This window comes from Haloprofundus salinisoli (assembly GCF_020097815.1).
Taxonomy (GTDB): Archaea; Halobacteriota; Halobacteria; order Halobacteriales; family Haloferacaceae; genus Haloprofundus; species Haloprofundus salinisoli.
In genome coordinates this window covers 2,172,669-2,190,291 of sequence record NZ_CP083663.1, presented here as the reverse complement: position 1 = coordinate 2,190,291, position 17,623 = coordinate 2,172,669, and the positions used below count along the sequence as shown (strand labels likewise).

At 67.6% G+C, this 17,623-nt stretch carries 17 protein-coding genes and 1 tRNA gene; 13 read left to right on the top strand and 5 right to left on the bottom strand.

What is annotated here, in order from left to right:
* Positions 1-100 precede the first annotated feature (100 nt).
* On the bottom strand, positions 101-553 hold the full coding sequence (locus LAQ73_RS11685; RefSeq protein ID WP_224268458.1) for a universal stress protein: 453 nt from the start codon (positions 551-553) through the stop codon (positions 101-103).
* A 75-nt stretch (positions 554-628) separates the two neighbouring features.
* Positions 629-1,036 (bottom strand): DUF7975 family protein, encoded by a 408-nt coding sequence (locus LAQ73_RS11680; protein WP_224268457.1) that lies wholly within the window; start codon positions 1,034-1,036, stop codon positions 629-631.
* Between the two features lie 110 nt (positions 1,037-1,146).
* Here LAQ73_RS11680 and LAQ73_RS11675 point away from each other — a divergent pair, with 110 nt between their 5' ends.
* From LAQ73_RS11675 to LAQ73_RS11660, 4 genes are all read left to right on the top strand, one after another.
* Positions 1,147-1,764 (top strand): adenylate kinase, encoded by a 618-nt coding sequence (locus LAQ73_RS11675; protein ID WP_224268456.1) that lies wholly within the window; start codon positions 1,147-1,149, stop codon positions 1,762-1,764.
* A gap of 78 nt (positions 1,765-1,842) precedes the next feature.
* On the top strand, positions 1,843-2,799 hold the full coding sequence (locus tag LAQ73_RS11670; RefSeq protein WP_224268455.1) for a DUF106 domain-containing protein: 957 nt from the start codon (positions 1,843-1,845) through the stop codon (positions 2,797-2,799).
* Positions 2,800-2,986: 187 nt separating this feature from the next.
* The gene (gene cmk / locus LAQ73_RS11665) at positions 2,987-3,565 is read left to right on the top strand and encodes a (d)CMP kinase (protein WP_224268454.1); all 579 of its coding nucleotides are present in this window, start codon (positions 2,987-2,989) and stop codon (positions 3,563-3,565) included.
* A 7-nt stretch (positions 3,566-3,572) separates the two neighbouring features.
* Entirely contained in the window at positions 3,573-4,439 is an 867-nt protein-coding gene (locus LAQ73_RS11660; RefSeq protein WP_425601109.1) for an RNA-guided pseudouridylation complex pseudouridine synthase subunit Cbf5, read from the top strand.
* A 22-nt stretch (positions 4,440-4,461) separates the two neighbouring features.
* Here the strand turns inward: LAQ73_RS11660 and LAQ73_RS11655 are convergent, their stop codons facing one another.
* Positions 4,462-4,989, bottom strand: a complete 528-nt coding sequence (locus tag LAQ73_RS11655) for an NUDIX hydrolase (protein WP_224268452.1) — start codon at positions 4,987-4,989, stop codon at positions 4,462-4,464.
* A gap of 170 nt (positions 4,990-5,159) precedes the next feature.
* On the opposite strand from LAQ73_RS11655, the gene LAQ73_RS11650 reads away from it, so the two are divergent.
* The 8 genes from LAQ73_RS11650 (at position 5,160) to LAQ73_RS11615 (ending at position 12,693) form a co-directional block, all read left to right on the top strand.
* Positions 5,160-6,239, top strand: coding sequence for a succinylglutamate desuccinylase/aspartoacylase family protein (locus tag LAQ73_RS11650; RefSeq protein WP_224268451.1), 1,080 nt, complete (start codon positions 5,160-5,162; stop codon positions 6,237-6,239).
* A 117-nt stretch (positions 6,240-6,356) separates the two neighbouring features.
* Positions 6,357-6,427, top strand: a tRNA-Pro gene (locus tag LAQ73_RS11645).
* Positions 6,428-7,036: 609 nt separating this feature from the next.
* Positions 7,037-7,825: a DUF4129 domain-containing protein gene (locus tag LAQ73_RS11640; RefSeq protein ID WP_224268450.1), complete on the top strand. Its 789-nt coding sequence runs from the start codon at positions 7,037-7,039 to the stop codon at positions 7,823-7,825.
* Entirely contained in the window at positions 7,822-8,460 is a 639-nt protein-coding gene (locus LAQ73_RS11635) for a DUF7269 family protein (protein WP_224268449.1), read from the top strand. The genes LAQ73_RS11640 and LAQ73_RS11635 overlap by 4 nt, the downstream gene beginning before the upstream one ends.
* Positions 8,457-9,710, top strand: a complete 1,254-nt coding sequence (locus LAQ73_RS11630; RefSeq protein WP_224268448.1) for a DUF58 domain-containing protein — start codon at positions 8,457-8,459, stop codon at positions 9,708-9,710. The genes LAQ73_RS11635 and LAQ73_RS11630 overlap by 4 nt, the downstream gene beginning before the upstream one ends.
* Positions 9,707-10,390 carry a DUF7519 family protein gene (locus LAQ73_RS11625; protein WP_224268447.1) on the top strand — a complete coding sequence of 228 codons (684 nt, stop codon included), beginning with the start codon at positions 9,707-9,709 and terminating at the stop codon, positions 10,388-10,390. Before LAQ73_RS11630 ends, LAQ73_RS11625 begins: the two co-directional genes overlap by 4 nt.
* 132 nt (positions 10,391-10,522) lie before the next feature.
* A complete protein-coding gene (locus LAQ73_RS11620) occupies positions 10,523-12,463 on the top strand; it encodes a right-handed parallel beta-helix repeat-containing protein (RefSeq protein ID WP_224268446.1) in 1,941 nt (646 codons plus the stop codon).
* A gap of 71 nt (positions 12,464-12,534) precedes the next feature.
* Positions 12,535-12,693: a hypothetical protein gene (locus tag LAQ73_RS11615; protein ID WP_224268445.1), complete on the top strand. Its 159-nt coding sequence runs from the start codon at positions 12,535-12,537 to the stop codon at positions 12,691-12,693.
* Between the two features lie 124 nt (positions 12,694-12,817).
* Here LAQ73_RS11615 and ilvD read toward each other — a convergent pair whose 3' ends face one another.
* A complete protein-coding gene (ilvD, locus tag LAQ73_RS11610) occupies positions 12,818-14,587 on the bottom strand; it encodes a dihydroxy-acid dehydratase (protein ID WP_224268444.1) in 1,770 nt (589 codons plus the stop codon).
* Positions 14,588-14,746: 159 nt separating this feature from the next.
* Between ilvD and LAQ73_RS11605 the strand changes: the two genes are divergently transcribed.
* Complete coding sequence (locus LAQ73_RS11605) at positions 14,747-16,825, top strand: S9 family peptidase (RefSeq protein ID WP_224268443.1); 2,079 nt, start codon at positions 14,747-14,749, stop codon at positions 16,823-16,825.
* Positions 16,826-16,840: 15 nt separating this feature from the next.
* On the opposite strand, the gene LAQ73_RS11600 is transcribed toward LAQ73_RS11605, so the two are convergent.
* Entirely contained in the window at positions 16,841-17,539 is a 699-nt protein-coding gene (locus LAQ73_RS11600) for a MogA/MoaB family molybdenum cofactor biosynthesis protein (RefSeq protein WP_224268442.1), read from the bottom strand.
* Positions 17,540-17,623: the final 84 nt, after the last annotated feature.

The following is a 17,623-nucleotide window of genomic DNA, read 5'->3' as shown; positions in this document are numbered from 1 at the left end:
GGGGTATGACATAGACGTGAGATACCGCGCTATCCGTTTAAGCGGTTTGGAATCGCTCACTTCGACGCCGGGGGGCCTGCGGACGACCGGTCGGTCGTCGTCACTCGTCGGCGGGAAGGGCGACGACCGGTCGGTCGGCGTTTTCGAGGAGCGAAGAGGCGACGTCGCCCGTCAACAGTTTCATCCACTTACTGCCGCCGCGCGGCGTGAACACGACGGCGGACGCGTCTTCCTCGCGGGCGATCTCCAAGATGGTGTCAGCGACGTTCGTCCCGTACGCGACGCGGGTGGTCACGTCGACACCGGCCTCCGCGGCCAGTTCGCGGACGACCGAGAACGCCTCGGAGGCAATCTCTTCGCGCTGTTCGACGGGCGCTTTGTCCGGCGCGCCACCGGCCTTCTCGACGACGTGGAGCGCGACCATCTCTCCGCTGGCGGCCGCGATTCGTGGGAGTGCGGCCCGTGCCGTCGACTCGGCGTCGTTGACGCTGGCGACGGGGACGACCGGACGGGCGAAAAGCGACGTGTCGCGCGACGGGTCGGAGCGGCTCATAGTGGCACCTACGGCGGGGGGCGGTATATCTTTCAGCATCCAACCGGTGCCGACCCTGTCGAGAGCGGGTGCGGTTCAGACGGCGACGACCCACGCGCGGTAGTCCTCGCCGTAGCCGTACACCTCCCGAATCGTCCGGTCGAAGAAGTCCGCCAGTCGGTTCGGGTCCGCGCGGGCGGTGATTCGAACGTTCGTCCCCTCGGCCTCCTCGGGTCGCTCCAACTCGTCGATGCGGAACTCGGGGTAGTCGCCGACGAGCTTCTTGAGTCGGTCGAGTTCCGCTTCCGTGCAGTCGACGTTCACCGTCTGCTGGAAGAACTGCACCCACGGCGGCCTCGGGTCCTCGACGCCGTCGCGTTCCGGTTCCTCGGCGGCGTCGACCTGGATGGTGAGGAAGTCGCTGGCGCGGGTGCGGTGCGCGGAGACGGCGTCTGCGAACAGCTTTCGGCGTTCGGCCGGGTCGGCGGCGTCGAATCGGGTCATGTCCGAACCGACGCCGGCGGCCGGCAAAAATCCGGACCATTCGGCTTTCCGTTGGGGTGGTATCGGCGGCTTTCTTCAGTTCTTTATCCCCGGAGGGTGATGAGGCGAGTATGAGCGACAAGAAGGTGCTGTTACTCGGTGCACCCGGCGCAGGTAAAGGAACCCAGAGCAAGCGACTCGCCGAGGAGTTCTCGCTCGAACACGTGACCACCGGCGACGCGCTCCGCGCGAACAAGGACATGGAGACCGAGTACGGCACACCCCGCGAGTACATGGACGCGGGCGAACTCGTCCCCGACGGCCTCGTCAACGAGATCGTCGAGGAGGCGCTCTCGAACGCCTCCGGGTTCGTCCTCGACGGCTACCCGCGGAACCTCTCGCAGGCGGAGTATCTCGACGACATCACCGATCTCGACGCGGTCATCTACCTCGACGTGAGCGAGGACGAACTCGTACGACGTCTCACCGGCCGCCGTCTCGACCCCGAAACGGGCGATATCTACCACACGGAGTTCGACATGCCCGAGGACGACGAAGTCGCAGACCGCCTCGTCCAGCGAGAGGACGACACCGAGGACGTCGTCCGCGAGCGTCTCCGCGTCTACGACGAGAACACCGCGGAGGTCATCCAGTACTACCGTGACACCGGCGAACTCGCCGAAATCGACGGCAAACAGACGCCCGATGAGGTGTTCGAGGACGTGAAGTCCGTCGTCGCCGACGACTGAATCGGGGCCGCAGTCCCGAAGTTTTCGGCGCGAGACGATAGTAAAAGCTTCTTAACCAGTGGTGGCCAATCTCCGGCAATGGCAAGAGTCGAATCGCGAGTTCGTTCGCTCGTCTCCGAGAACTCGGAGATGGAGCGAGCGATAGAGGTCGTCTTAGAGCGCGCCGAGAACGGCGAAGTCCGCTGGGTCGACGTGCGCGACGACCTCTCGAGCGGCCAGTGGGGCCGTCTCATCGAGCAAGGTATCCTCGTCGACGGCGAGGAGGGGTTCCGGATTCGGGACCCCGACGCCGTCCGCGCGGGTCTCAACGGCAGCGCCGACGCGTCGGCGTCGGCATCGTCCTCGACGAAATCGTCCTCAACGGCATCGTCCTCGACGTCGTCTTCGTCGACGAGCGACGACATCGAGACGACGAAGTGGTCGAAGTGGGACAAGGGTGCGGCCGTCGTCACCGTCGGTCTGTTCCTCGGCTACTCGGTCGAAACAGTGCGCAACGTCGTCGGTGGCGCGTTCGACGTGTTCCTCGGCCCGCTGGCCGAGATACTCCCCTTCTACGCCGTCGTGATGATTCTCGCGATGGGGACCGGTCTCTACTCGACGATTCTGCAGGCGAACCTGATGGACATGGACAAGATGGGCCAGTATCAGGCGCGGATGAAGGACCTGCAGGACCGCCGCAAGGAGGCCCAGGAGAACGACGACGACGCCGCGCTCCAGGAGATTCAGGAAGAGCAGATGGAGGCGATGGGCGAGCAGATGGGCATGTTCAAAGAGCAGTTCCGCCCCATGGTGTGGATCATGTTCCTCACCATCCCGGTGTTCCTCTGGATGTACTGGGCGATCGGCATCGGCGGCAGCCCCGAACACGTGACGCTCCAGAACATCGTCATCCCGCTGGCCGGCGAGGTGACGTGGAAAGAGGGCGTCGTCGGGCCCATCCAGACCTGGATCGTCTGGTACTTCCTCTGTTCGATGGCGTTCTCCCAGATAATCCGCAAGGGACTGAACATCAGCACGACGCCGACGACGTCGTGATCTAATCTACGCTCCTTTCCTCGGTTCTCCGTCACCGCACCACCCGGCGAGCGACGATTCCGCCTCGAAGCCGACTCGCGCGTGACGACCGGCCGCGACGTCTCGAACGCGGCCTCCCGACCGTGTGACGCCTCGCGGTGCCGTCGGCAACGATAACACCTTTCAATTTCTCCCGCCGAGAGGGAGTATGTTGCTAACCGTCTCCGGCCCGCCGGGTAGCGGAAAGAGCACCACGGCGGCCGGACTCGCCGAGGCGTTCGGCTACGAACACATCTCTGGGGGTGACATCTTCCGCGCACTCGCCGAGGAGCGCGGGATGTCGCCCGTCGAGTTCAACGAACTCGCCGAGGAGGACGACCAGATAGACCGCGACCTCGACCGTCGGCTCTACGACATCGCCGCCGAACGGGACGACGTCGTCCTCGAATCCCGCCTCGCCGGCTGGCTCGCCGGCGACTACGCCGACTTCCGCATCTGGCTGGACGCGCCGCTGTCGGTCCGCGCCGCGCGTATCGCCGACCGCGAGGAGAAGTCCGTCGAGACCGCGAGGGAGGAGACCGACCGCCGCGAAGCCAGCGAGGCCAAGCGCTACATGGCGTACTACGACATCCCCATCGGCGACCTCTCTATCTACGACGTGGCGCTCAACACCGCCCGCTGGGGACCCGAACCGGTGCTCGACACGCTCGTCGCCGCCGTCGAGGCGTACGACGCCGACGCCGACGAGGGCAAGTATCCGATCACCGGCGTCCGCTACGAGTTCTGAGATGACGATGCGCGGCCCACCTCAGGAGCGCTCGGTCGACGAACTGCTCGAGTTCGGCGTCGTCAACCTCGACAAGCCGCCCGGCCCCTCGGCCCACCAGGTCTCGGGGTGGGTCCGCGACCTCGCGGGCGTCGATCGCGCCGCCCACGCGGGGACGCTCGACCCGAAGGTCACCGGTTGTCTGCCCATCCTCACCGGCGACGCGACCCGTCTGGCGCAGGTGTTTCTGGAAGGCTCGAAGGAGTACGTCTCGGTGTTAGAACTGCACAAACCCGCACCGAGCGACCTCGAATCCGTCGTCGCCGAGTTCGAGGGCGAACTGTACCAGAAACCGCCCCGAAAGAGCGCCGTCTCGCGTCGTCTGCGCACGCGCGAGATTTACGAATTGGAGGTGCTGGAAGCGAAGGACCGACAGGCGCTGCTTCGGATTCGCTGTGAGAGCGGGACCTACATCAGAAAGCTCTGTCACGATATCGGCCTCGCGCTCGGAACGGGCGCACACATGGGTCACCTCCGGCGGACGGCGACGGATCCGTTCGACGACACCGACCTCGTGAGTCTGTACGACCTCGCCGACGCGCTGGCGTTCGCCGACGAGGGCGACGAGTCGTTCCTCCGGGAGACCGTCGCGCCCGCCGAACGGGCGCTCACGCACCTTCCCTCTCTCACTATCGCCGACAGCGCCGCCGAACAGGTCGCCACCGGCGCGCCCGTCTACGCGCCGGGCGTTCTCGACGCCGACGACGGTATCGAACGGGACGAACTGCTCGCCTGCTACACGCCCGACGGCGCGGCGGTCTGCCTGGGTCGGCTGGTCGGTGACCCCGACGCGGAACGGGGAACCGTCGTCTCGCTCGAACGCGTGCTGGTCTGAGCGGCCGACGCGGCGTTCCGACTCAAACGAGACCTTCGTACTGCGAGAGAAGCAGCGGCAGCAGCGTCCAGTCGGTCACCGGTTGGTGGCGCGCCGCGTCGAGTGCGTCGGCGACCGACAGCCGCCGAACCCGGGTGAACTCGTCGCCGTCGGTGTCCTTCTCGGCGGGCGTGAGCCCCGTCGCAAAGACGATTCCGCGACGCTTTCGGAGCCACGCCACGGGGTAACTCGTCTCCAGCAGACGGAGCGAGTCGGCGCGGTAGCCGGTCTCCTCGCGGAGTTCGCGGGCGGCCGCCTCGACGAGCGACTCGCCGCCTTCGACCGCACCGACGGGACAGGAGAGCACCGTCTCGCCGAGGCGGGGACGGTACTCCTCGACGAGAACGATTTCTCCGTCGTGTTCGGCGACCACGCAGACCGAGTCGCGGGCGTCGACCCAGAACCGTCCTTCGGTCTCGTCGTCGGGTCGGCGGAGACGGTCGTAGCCGAGGCGTGCGTCGTCGCCGCCGACGGAGACGGTGCGGAGGACGGACCACTCGTCCGAAGTCATCGGATGACCGTCGACGCACGAGAGCATAGTTAACCAGTGCTTGCGGCCAGGTCAGGACGAGCGATCCTCGGCGAACCGTCGGTGCCGACGACGGGCCGGATACAGCTTCGAAACCGCGTGTCGTCTGCCGGCGGACGCAGTCTTTTCTCGGTGCCGCGAGACGGGCGGATATGAACGTCGGAACCGCGGAAGCGCGACCCGGAGAGCTAACCCACGGCTGGCTGAAAGCGACCGGATTGCCGACCGGCGGCGACGAACGACTCCCGGTCGTCGTCGCCAGCGGCGAACGCGACGGGCCGACGCTGTGGCTCACCGGCGGCGTCCACGGCGACGAGGCGACGGGCGTCGCCGTCGCGCAGGACGCGATGCGCGAGGAGCTCCCGGAACTGCTCTCCGGAACCGTCGTCTGCGTACCGCTGGTCAACCCCGCGGGCCTGCGTCGCAACGCTCGAACGTCGTACTACGCCGGCGACGACCCGAACCGCTACTTCCCGGACCCCGAGAGCGAGTCGACCCGGCCGCCGAAGACGCAGGAGCGAATCGACCGACGGGTGTACGAGACGCTCGTCGACTCCGCGGACGCGCTCGTCGACCTGCACACCGCCCAGGTCGGATCGGTGCCGTTCTCCATCCGCGACCGGGTGCTGTACGGCGAGCGACGAACGCAGGCAGAGGCCGAGTCGCTGGCCAACGACCTCGCCGCGCTGGTCGACGCGTTCGGCCTGCCGGTGCTCGCCGAGTACCCGGCCGCGGAGTATCTCGACCAGGGACTGCATCGCTCGACGGCGGGCGCGGCGTTGAACGCCGCCGGAATCCCGTCGTTCACGGCCGAATTAGGCGGCCACAGCGTCGTCGAGGAGGACGTCCGCGCGGCGGGTGTCGCGGGCGTGTACGGCGTGCTCCGCGAACTCGGCATGGTAGATGAGTTCCCCGACGGCGTCGACGAACCGGGAACCGGCGTGCCGCCCGCGCCGGTCGATTTCCCGGTCCGGCGGGCTGTCCACCCGCGGACGGAGACGGCCGGACTGGTCCGTCACCGCGTCGCCGCCGGAGACGTCGTCTCGGCCGGCGACGTCGTCGCCGACATCGTCACACCCCACGGCGAGCGCGTCGACACCGTCGAGTCCGAGTACGACGGTTACGTCATCGGTCGGTACGAGGGACTAGCAGTGTACGAGGGCGACGCGGTAACGAGCATGGCCGTCCGCGACGACGGCGAGTTGGTCGTCCCGCGCGAGAGCGACGAGTGAGGTAGCTCGAAGAAACGAGGCGGTGCGCGTGCGACACGCTACCGGGCCGCTGTCTGGCGGTTTTCCTTACCGTCGAAACGAAGGTGTTAAACGAGGGTCTCCCGTTAGCCAAGTTGCGGGACCGTAGGGTAGTGGTATCCTCTGCCGATGGGGTCGGTAGGACCTGAGTTCGAATCTCGGCGGTCCCACTTCTCGTGAGGAACAACGTGACGAGCGAGGCGCGGGTCCTCGGAGACGAGCGACGCGGCTCTTCGCCGGCCTCACTTTTGCGAAGCCAAATGGAGGCACGAGAACGAGCGAGTTCTCAGCGGTCTCACCGCTTCTGTTCGCCGAGCGGCAGCAACGTTTCGATAGCTCGTCGGTGACACGTGGAATCGAGCGCCGTCAGATTCGGCCGTGTACGAGCCCCCGGTCGATACTCGGACAGAGCAGACCCGCACCGAGGGGCTCGGGCCCAACAGTTGCCCGTGGCTGGTGAGGAGCCGGCGGCCGCCGTTCGGTTCCTCGAAGGCGTCGTCCGATTATCACTGGGTTAAATCCAGAGACGACCCAGATGGTGTCGGGAGATGTCCACCTCCAAACCGGTAGGGCTTCGAGAATGTTGTTCTTATAGAGTGTATAAAATTACGAACAGTCATTATTTCCTATCTATTTTGCCGTACCGAGCAAAATACCTATGAGAGTGGACACCGGAAATTCCTCCGAGTCGGATAACTCGCGTCGTCTAACCATCCCTCACGAGGAGAATATCCACATATGCGATACGTTACAACTGCCCACCACACCCGCTGTCGAACATGAATAGGGACGGACTGCTCACTATCGCCGTCGCGGCGTGCTGTCTCTTCTCGCTCGGGACGGCCGCCGGAACGCTGGACTCGTCGGTGCAGACCGACCCCGACGACGTCATCGACGTCGACTCGTCGATGCTCCCCGTCGGCTCCGACCAACTCGACGAACTGAAGCAGACGATGACGGAGCCCTCCGGGGGTGGTGGCGAGGGAGACACGCAACGTCAGCGGCAGCGAGAGACCCAATCGCAACAGCAACAGCAGCAAGAACAGTCGGTCGACCAACGCGAAGAAGAACTGGTCAACAGCGACTTCAGCTCGGACTCCGAAACCGGCGACGAGGTCCCGCCTGAAGAGTCGCTCTGGGAGAAACTGCTCGGCCTCCTCGAAGCGCTGCTCCCGTTCGCCGTCCTCGGCGCTTTGCTCCTCGCGGCACTGACTTACCGTGACCGCCTGGCCGCCCTCCTGCGTCGGTGGCTCCCGAGCGGTGACGACGGAACGCCGGCGGCCGACGAACCCGTCGGGGACCCGAAGCCGAAAGACGAGGTTTCCGCGGCCTGGTGTGAGATGCTCGCCGCCGTCGGCCTCGAACGCGAGACGAAACTCACGCCCAGAGAGCGCGGCGAGAAAGTCGTCGAGCAGCACGGGAGCGGCGCAGACAGCGAGGCGGTCTGGGGACTCACGTCGCTGTACGAGAGCGTCCGCTACGGCGGTGACGAGGTGACAGACGAGCGCCGAGAGCGCGCCCGCGATTACCTTCGCCGGTTCCGCGGCAACTCCGGAGGCGACCGATGAACGTCCGCCGTCTCCTCCTGGCGGGTGCCGGCGTGGTCGTCCTCCTGCTCGGCTTCGTGGGCGGCGACCTCCTCCCCACCGACGGACTGGTCGACCTGCTCGGCAACGACTACCTGCTGATGGCCGTCTTCGCGGCCGTCGGTCTGCTCGTCGCCGTTCCCGTGCTCGCGTCCGGCCGGAGCGCCCGCCTCGAACAGGCGGAGATGCCCGACGCCGAGCGCCCTGTGTCGGCCCCCTCGCCGGGCGAGGAGTTCGACGCGGCGCTGTCGGACTGGCGACTGTCGATTCCGATACTCGGACGCCGTCGACGTGCGGCGCTCCGCGACCGCCTCCGCCGCGCCGCCGTCGAGACGCTCCGAACGGTCGAGGGATACGACCGCGCGGAGGCCGAACGGCGCGTCGACGAGGGAACGTGGACCGACGACGAGACGGCCGCCGCGTTCCTCCGAACCGAGTCGTCGCTCCGCGCCGACGGCGGTGAGCCGAGAGGAACGAGGCGAGCCTCGTCGCAAGCGGAGCGCGGCGACAGCGGCGGTGAGCCGGCCAAACCCGAATCCGGCGTTCGCGGTGCACGCGACGCTGCACGCCGCACGGCCGAGGAGATCGCGCGACTCGCCAACGAGGGTCGACGGTGAGTCAGTACCAGACGCACCGGTGGCGCGGCGTCGTCGCGCTCTCGTTCGTCGCGGGCGCAGTCGGCTTGCTGGCCGACCGCCCGAACCTCATCGTCCTCGCGGGCGTCGGCGTCCTCTTTGCGGCGTATCCGCGACTCACCTCCTCGCCGACGCCGGTGCTGGAGCTGGACCGGCGCGTGACCGACCGGTCGCCGAATCCCGGCGACATCGTCGACGTGACGGTGACGCTTCGGAACGCCGGCGAGAACACGCTCGCGGACCTCCGCGTCGTCGACGGCGTGCCGGCGGCGCTGTCGGTCGTCGACGGTACGCCCCGCCGAGGGGCCGCGCTCCGCCCCGGCTCGTCGGTCACCTTCGAGTACAGTATCGAGGCCAAGTCCGGCCAGCACAGTTTCCTCCCGGCGACCGTCGCGGTCCGCGACATCACCGGCGAGCACGAGGTCGAGACGACCGTGAGCGAGGAGACGGAGCTCACCGTCACGGGCCGCTCGGACGCGCCCGTGGGCCGCGACGTGACGCTCGACACCGTCGGTCGAGTGGTCTCCTCGAACGAGGGGTCTGGACTGGAGTTCACCCGGACCCGCGAGTACCGCCGCGGCGACTCGATGAGCCGGGTCGACTGGAAGCGCTTCGCCCGCTCGGGCGAACTGACGACCGTCGAGTATCGGGAAGAACGGTCGATGTCGGTCGTGCTCCTCGTGGACGCTCGACCGGAGGCGTACCGCGCGCTCGACGACGAACCGAACGCGGTCGTTCGGAGCGTCGCCGCCGCGAAGCAACTGCTCGAACCGCTGTTCGCCGGCCGCAACCAGGTCGGCGTCGCCGCTTTCGGCCGCGAGTTCTGCTGGCACCCGCCCGGCGGCGGGACCAACCAGCGGGTCGAACTCCACCGCCTGTTCGACACGCACCCGGCGTTCGCCCCGACGCCGCCGCGGGACGCCCCGTCGCTCGACGAGCAGGTCGAACTGCTGCGACAGCGACTCGACTCGAACACGCAGATATTCCTGTTTTCGCCGCTTTGCGACGACGACGTCGTCACGGCCGCGCGTCGGCTCAACGCCTACGGCCACGCCGTGACGGCAGTGAGTCCGGACGTCACCGACGAGACGACGGTCGGCGAGCGCCTCGCGGCGACCGAACGCGCCGCGCGAGTGTCGACGCTCCGCCGAACCGGCATCCCGACCGTCGACTGGGGACCGGACGCGTCGCTGGAGTCCGCGCTGGCGAGTAATCGGAGGGCGATGGCGTGAGCGGGACGTTCGTCCGTAAGCCCGCGCTGTTGAGTGCGACGCTGGCGATTCTCGTCGCCGCGGCAGCGACTGCACACGTCACGGACGCAACCGTCGCCGCGCTGGCGCTCGTCGTCGGCGGTGTACTCGTCGTCGGCGTGGGAGCGACGCTCCGGAGTCGGCGGGAGACGCCGCTGCGCTGGCTCGTCGTCGGAGCCGGCATCGTCGTCTCGCTCGTCGGCGTCGCTCTCGGTGCCAGCGGGGCCACCGGTCCGGGCGCGCTCGTTCGGACGCTACCGGCGCTGCTCGGCGTCCTGGTCGTCGGCCTGGCGCTGGCACCGGTGCGCGGCAGCGGCTCCCGCGGTCTGCTCAAGGTGGGCGCGACGCTGGTGTTTCTCACCGTCCTCGTCAGCGGTCTCCTCGACCCGGAGACGCTCGAACCGCTGCTCGTCGGGACGGTGGCGACGGTGCTCGTCTACGACCTCGGCGAGCAGGCCATCAACGTCGGCGAACAGCTCGGCCGAACCGCCGAGACGAAGAGCCTCGAAGCGACGCACGCCGCCGGGAGCGTCGGCGTCGGCGTCCTCACGGTGTTTCTCGGCGGCGAGATCGCGTCGCTCGGGTCCAGTGGGCTGTCGCTGTCGGCGCTCGTGCTCGTCGTCGTCGCCGTCTTGCTGTTGGCGGCGGCACTCCACGAGTGAGCGGCTAATGTCAACTCCGTCCACCCTTCGGTATCGCTGCGTTACAGTTTACCGCGTCGCGGGTGTAGTACCACCTGACCGCCCTCCCGGCGTCGAAGCGCCGGCGACGAACCGCATCCGCCCCGAAAATCGATGAGAGAACTACCACGACGAGAACTGTTAGCGCTGCTTGCGGCCGGGGGCACCTCGATAGGGAGTCTCGACGCCGCGGCCGACGGGGGCTGGTCTCAGCTCCGACCGGGCGAACGACTCCGCATCACGGGCGGAGGCATCGACGGCGACGGTTCACCGCCCGCGTCCGCGTCGGAGTGGGACGTCTATCTCGCGACGACGCAGGCCGGCAACGTGCTCCCGTTCGTCTCGACGCGGGACGGGTGGCGACGATACGGACTGACGACGTCGTCGATGAACACCGGCCGCATTCGCGGCGTCGCCGACCACGTCGTCCGCAGCGACGGGGAACTCGAACAGGCGTTCGAGAACCTCTCGCCCGGCGAGACCATCCGTATCGACCCGAAGAACGCGCCGTACCGGACGACGAACTGGTTGGACATCGACGTCGACGGCGTCACCGTCGTCGGGCCGGGGGTGCCGACGCTCGTCAAACCCGCCGACGGGGCGAACGTCGGCGGTATCCGCATCGGACACAACGCCCGCTGTCGGGACGTGACGGTTCGAGACGTCGGCTACCACGGTAACGCCGAGAACCAAGACGACGCCGCGAAGAAGCTCCACGGAATCATCGTCCGCGACGCCTCGAACGTCGTCATCGCGGGCAACTCGGTGAGCCGGACCCATCCGTACCGCGAACACGGCAGCGGCGGCAGCGGCATCAGCGTCGAACGCGGCAGCGAGAACGTCAGAATCGTCGACAACCGCATCCGCGAGTACGGCGACCGAGGCATCCAACTCGGCGGACAGAACGTCTTCGTCTCGGGTAACATCGTCACCGAGGGGACCGACCGCTCCATCGCCTGCGACCTCTGGTCGCCCGAGGGGACGAACGAAGTCGCAAACACGGTCATCATCACGGGCAACATCGTCGGGAACTGTACGCAGGGAAGCCTGACCGGCATCGCCAGCGGGCCACCCGGCGCGTCCGGCGACGGTGCCCACGTCACTATCTCCAACAACATCGGCTTCGGCTACCACAAGTCGTTCTGTCACGTCCGCGGCCCCGGCGAAGTCCACAACGTGACGATTCGAGGGAACGTGAGCGTTCAGGCGACGGACGGACTCAGGACCAAACAGACGACGAAGTTCGCCGGCGTCGCCATCGACCCCAAAAACGGCGGAAGCAACATCACCGTCGCCGGCAACAAACTCGTCGGCTACAGCCGCCACGGCGTCAACGTCCAGAGCCCGGCCACGGACTTCGAGGTGAGGAACAACATTCTCACGGGGGCGGCGGAGACGGGAGTTCGAATCAAAGACGCGAAAAACGGTCGCGTCGACGGCAACACCGTCACAGATCCCGGCTCGGAAGGTATCCTCCTCGACGGAGCGGAGGCGGTGTCGGTCCGCAACAACCGCATCCGGGGGGCGACGCTGCCGGGGATTACCGTCGGAGGCGGGTCAGGCAGTCACGAACTCGCGGACAACCACATCCACCAGTCCGGAGACGTCGACACCGAGCTCCCCAGCGTGTTGGTCGGGAGTTCCGAGACGGTCGTCACCGGAAACACGATCCGACAGAGCGGCGACGTCGCGTTGCTCGAAACCGAGACGGCGTCGGCGAATCTGTACGCGAACAACCGTTCTATCGGCAACGATGCGGAAGGGACAGTCGGCGAATCTACCGCGGGCACTCCGTGGCGAATCCGAAGCGCCACCGCCCACGTCAGAGACCACACGCCCGCGTTCGACGTCCACCGCGGGCTGACGCCGACCGACGGCCGGATTCTACTCCAGTTCGAGAAGCCGTACCTTCAGCGCCCGAAACTCTCGTTCGGACGCCGAGGCGGCGGCATCGAGTCGGTTCAGTACCGGACGAACGACGCCGGCGAGTTCGTCGGCGCGACGCTCGCAGTCGGCGGCGACGGCCCTCTCGACTTGTTCGTCGAGAGTCCCTGACCCGTCAGCCGGCGGTCGCCGGGCGGCCTGTAGACCGTACGTTTAGGTGACTTCCTCGCGTATACGAGGGTATGGACCTCGCGAACTACGCGGACGAAATCGGACCCGGACTCGTCATCGTCGCCGGACTGATTCTCTTTCTCATCCCCGAGCCAGCGACGTCGGCGCTCGGTATCGGCCTGATGCTGTTCGGCCTCGCGTACTGGTTCTACGAGTGGGGCCGCCCCTGAACGGCGCGAAAAGTCGAAAACAGCGCCTCAGTCGTCTCGCTTCACCGCCGGGTTCGGAGACCCACCTTTTTCCGTCGTCGAGACCGCTCCGCGCTCTCTCCTCGGGAAAATCTGGACCAAAAACTCAGTCGTCTCGCTTCACCGCCGGGTTCGTGACCGCACCGTTGGCGGCCGACCCGAACGACTGCCCGTACTTCGCCAGCACGCCGGCGGTGTAGTTCGGCGGCTTCGGCTCTCGGTTCTCGCGGCGTTGCTCCAGTTCCTCGTCGCTGAGGTCGACGGCGAGCGTCCGGTTCGGGATGTCGACGGTCACCTCGTCGCCGTCTTCGAGCAGCGCAATCGCGCCGCCGGCCGCGGCCTCGGGGGCGACGTGGCCGACCATCGGCCCGCGCGTCGCGCCGGAGAACCGACCGTCGGTGAGAAGCGCCACGTCGTCCTCGTGACCCTGCCCGACGACGGCGGCGGTGACGCCGAGCATCTCGCGCATGCCGGGACCGCCCTGTGGCCCCTCGTTGCGGATGGCGATGACGTCGCCCGACTCGATTCCGCCCGACTGAACGTAGCGCATCGCGTCCTCCTCGTTCTCGAAGACGCGGGCGGGGCCGGTGTGGTGGAACGCGTCGTCGCCCGTCGCTTTGATGACCGCGCCGTCGGGCGCGAGATTCCCCTTCAGAATCTTGATCGCGCCCTCGTCGTAGAACGGGTCCGAAACCGGGTTGAGGAAGTCGACGTCGATCTCGTGGTCGTCCGGCAGGTCGAGGTGGTCGAGTTCCTCGGCTATCGTCCGGCCGGTGACGGTCATCGCGTCGCCGTGCAGCAGGTCGGCGTCGAGCAGGCGACGGAGGACGACCGGCACGCCGCCGATGTCGTGGAGGTCTTTCATCACGCGCGTGCCGCCGGGTTGGAGGTTCGCAATCTTGGGCGTGCGCCGCGAGATGTCGTCGAAGTCGTCGATGTCGAGGTCGATGCCCGCCTCGGCGGCGAGCGCCAGGAGGTGGAGCACCGCGTTCGTCGAACCGCCCATCGCCACCTGCAGCGCGATGGCGTTCTCGAACGAGTCGCGCGAGAGTACGTCGGAGGGGCGACGCTCGTTCTCGACGGCGTCGAGGGCGAGTTCACCCGCTCGTTCTGCGACTTCGTAGCGCTCGTCGGACTCGGCGGGGGCGCTCGCGCTTCCGAGCGGGGCGAGGCCGAGCGCCTCCGAGATGGAGGCCATCGTGTTCGCGGTGAACATTCCGCCGCACGACCCCGCGCCGGGGCAGGCGTGGCGTTCGAGGTCGTCCAGCTCCTCGGCGCTCATCTCGCCCTGGGCGTAGGTGCCGACGCCCTCGAAGACGTTCTGTACCGTTACGTCGCGGCCCTCGTGCTCGCCCGGAAGGATAGAGCCGCCGTAGAGGAAGACGGTCGGGAGGTCGGTTCGGATGGCGGCCATCATCATTCCCGGGAGGTTCTTGTCGCAGCCGGCAACGGTGACGAGCGCGTCCAGCCGCTCGCCGAAGGCGACGAGCTCGACCGAGTCGGCGATGAGTTCGCGGGAGATGAGCGAGGCCTTCATCCCCTCGGTCCCCATCGAGATGGCGTCGGAGATGGTGATGGTGCCGAACTCGATGGGCATTCCATCTGCACTTTCGACGCCGGCGATGGCGGCGTCGGCCACGTCGTCTAAGTGAACGTTACACGGCGTGATGTCGGCGGCGGGGTTGGCGACGCCGACCATCGGCGCGGAGAGGTCGTCGTCGTCGAACCCCATCGCGCGGAACATCGCTCGGTGCGGGGCGCGCTCTGCGCCCGACGTGACCGCCGAACTCGGGAGGTCGGGGTCCTTCTCGCCGGCGAAGCGGTCGGCGTCGGCCCCCTCTTGGCCCTCGTCGGGTTGCGGTTGCTGTTGGCTCATGTACCGCCCTTACCGCGGAGAGGCTTAAATCGCCGCGACGAAACAATGCTTGCTGTCGAACCGAAGCCGTCGCCGGCGCGTTCACCGCCACCACCGCACCGACACGGCGACGCGTTCCGCGACCAGAACCCACATGTGATGCCGTCGAGAGGAGAACCCATGACAGACCCGCTCGAACTGGACGACTTCTACGATCTCCGGCGAATCCGCGACGCGGCCGTCTCGCCGACCGGCGAGCGCGTTGCGTTCATCGTCGCCGAGAGCGACCCCAACGCCGACGAGATACGTAACTCGCTGTTCGTCGCGCCCACCGACGCCAGTCGGGAGCCGCACCGGCTCACCCGCGCCTCCAACGCCGGGTCGCCGGCGTGGGGACCAGAGGGAGAGAGACTCGCGTTCCTCGCGAGTCGGGACCGCGACGTGGCACTCGAAGTTGGACGGAGCGATGAGGCCGACGACGGATCGGAGGACGACGAAGAAAAACAGAACGGCGGAAACGACGACGAGCCCAAATCCCAGGTCTGGCTGTTCGACCTCTCGCTCGGCGGCGACGCCCGGCAGGTGACCGACTTCGACGAGGGGGTCCGCGAGTTCGACTTCTCGCCCGACGGAGAGCGCATGGTCGTCGCCGCGCGCGACCCGACCGACGAACAGAAGGAGTACCTCGAAAGCCGCCGCGACGGCGGACCGGTCGAAATCACGCGCCTCCAACACAAGCGCGACGGGATGGGCTTTCTCGACGACGTGCGGAGCTACCTGTTCGTCGTCGATTTGGAGCGCAGCGAGGCCGAGCGACTCGACGACGCCTACGCCCGTGGCGCGATGAGTACCGGCGGCCTCCACCCGGCGTGGGGCTCAGAGGGTCGAATCGCCTTCCGGTCGTACCGCGGCGAGAACCCCGACCGCACGTTCGAGCAGGACCTCTACACCGTCGGCAGCGACGGCGAGGGCCTCCGCCGACTCACCCACGGCGACATCGGCGTCTCCAACCCGCGGTGGGACGCGGCGGGCGAACGCCTCGCCTTCGACGGCGCGAACCCGACGAACACCTGCCACCCGACCGAGGTGTACGTCGTCGACGACGCGGAAGGTTCCGAAGCGCGTTCTGTCTCCGCGTCGCTGGACCGCACTCGCTCGTGGGGCGGCGCGCCCGAATGGGTGAGCGACGACGAACTGCTCGCGCCCGTCGGCGACGAGGCGCTGACCCGACTCGTCCGCCTGGACGCCGAGCGAGACGCGCCGGAACGCGTCTTCGAAAATCAGGGGACGGACCGGACCATCACACAGTTCTCGGTGGGCGGCAACCGAGTCGTCGTCTGTCTGAGCCACCCGAGCGAGGGCGCGGACCTGTACGCGCTCGACGCGACCGAGTCGGACGGGAGTGATCCGGTTCGGCTGACGCGACTGAACGACGACCTCCTCTCGGACGCCGCGCTGCCGACCTGCGAACGGGTTCGCTACGAGAACGGCGACGGCGTCGAGGTAGAGGGGCTGGCGTACCGCCCCGACGGATTCGACCCGGAGAACGAGTCGTACCCGGTCATCGCGCACATCCACGGCGGCCCCACCGCCTACGACGCCCCCGGGTTCAGTTTCGACTACAGCTACTGGACCGGCCGCGGCTACGTCGTCTTCAACGTCAACTACCGCGGATCGACCTCATACGGCCGCGAGTTCAGCGAGTCCATCCGCGGCGAGTGGGGGCCGCGCGAGGCCGACGACATCATCTCGGGCGTCGAGGAGCTCGTCGACCGCGGGTGGGCCGACGCCGACCGCCTGTTCATCTCCGGGTTCTCGCAGGGCGGCATCAACACCGCCTACGTCGTCACGCGGACGGATATGTTCGCCGCGGCCGCGCCCGAACACGGCATCTACGACTTCTACTCGCTGTTCGGCACCGCCGACCTCCACCAGTGGTACGTCCACGACATCGGCCTGCCGTGGGAGAAACCAGAGGAGTACCGCGCCATCTCCAGCATCCGCGACGTCGGCGAAATCGACACGCCGCTGCTCGTCACCGCCGGCGGCGAGGACTGGCGCTGTCCACTGTCGCAGGCCGAGCAGCTGTACGTGAGCGTTCGCCGCCGCGGCGTCGACGCCAAGCTCGTCGTCTACCCCGACGAGCACCACAACATCGGCGCTCCCGAGCGGGCGACCCACCGTCTGCGCGAGCTCACCGACTGGTTCGAGAGTCACGACCCCGGCCGCGACGACGGCGAGGAATCCGCGACCGAATGACGGCGCTCAATTCGGTCAGTTCTCGTCGTTTTCGCCGTCCTCCTCGCGCGTCGCCAACCCGGTGAGGTGGCCGGCCTCGGGGACGATAATCTCCTCCGCGCCGAGTCGGGCGGCGTTCTCGCTCCCGGGGAGGCAGAACACCGGCACGCCGTCGGTGACGCCCGCGGTAGCGCGCGTGCCGATGACGCGGGTGCCGATCTCGTCGTACGACAGCCTTCGAAACAGTTCGCCGAAGCCGGGCAGTTCCTTCTCCAGAATCGGTTCGACGGCTCCGACGGTCACGTCGTCGGGCGTGACGCCGGTTCCGCCGGTGGTGACGACCACGTCGGTGTCGTCGCGGCTGACGAGTCGGTTGACCGCGCCCTGGACGCCGTCGTAGTTGTCGCTGACGAGTTCGCGGGTCGCCAGTTCGTGACCCGCCGCCTCGAACGCGGCGGCGATGGCGTCGCCCGCCGGGTCGTCGTCGAGCGAGCGCGTGGAGGAAACAGTGACGACGGCGAATCCGAGCGTCTCGACGTCGTGGTGGTGATGGTCGTGGCTGTGATGGTGATCCTCGGTGTCTGAGTCGCGTCTGTGGTGGTCATCGATGTCTGAACCGTAGCCGAGGCGGTCGTCGCCAGTGTCCGAGTCGTGACCGTCTCCGCGGCTGTGGTCGTCGGTCTCGGAGTCGTGGCTGTGGTGATGGTCGCCGTCGCCGCTCTCGTTTTCGCTCATGTACCACGGTTCGCACGGCGGCACCAAAACTCCGGGCGACGGCAGTGGGCACCGGGTAATCTCACCGCGGCGACGCCGAATCTG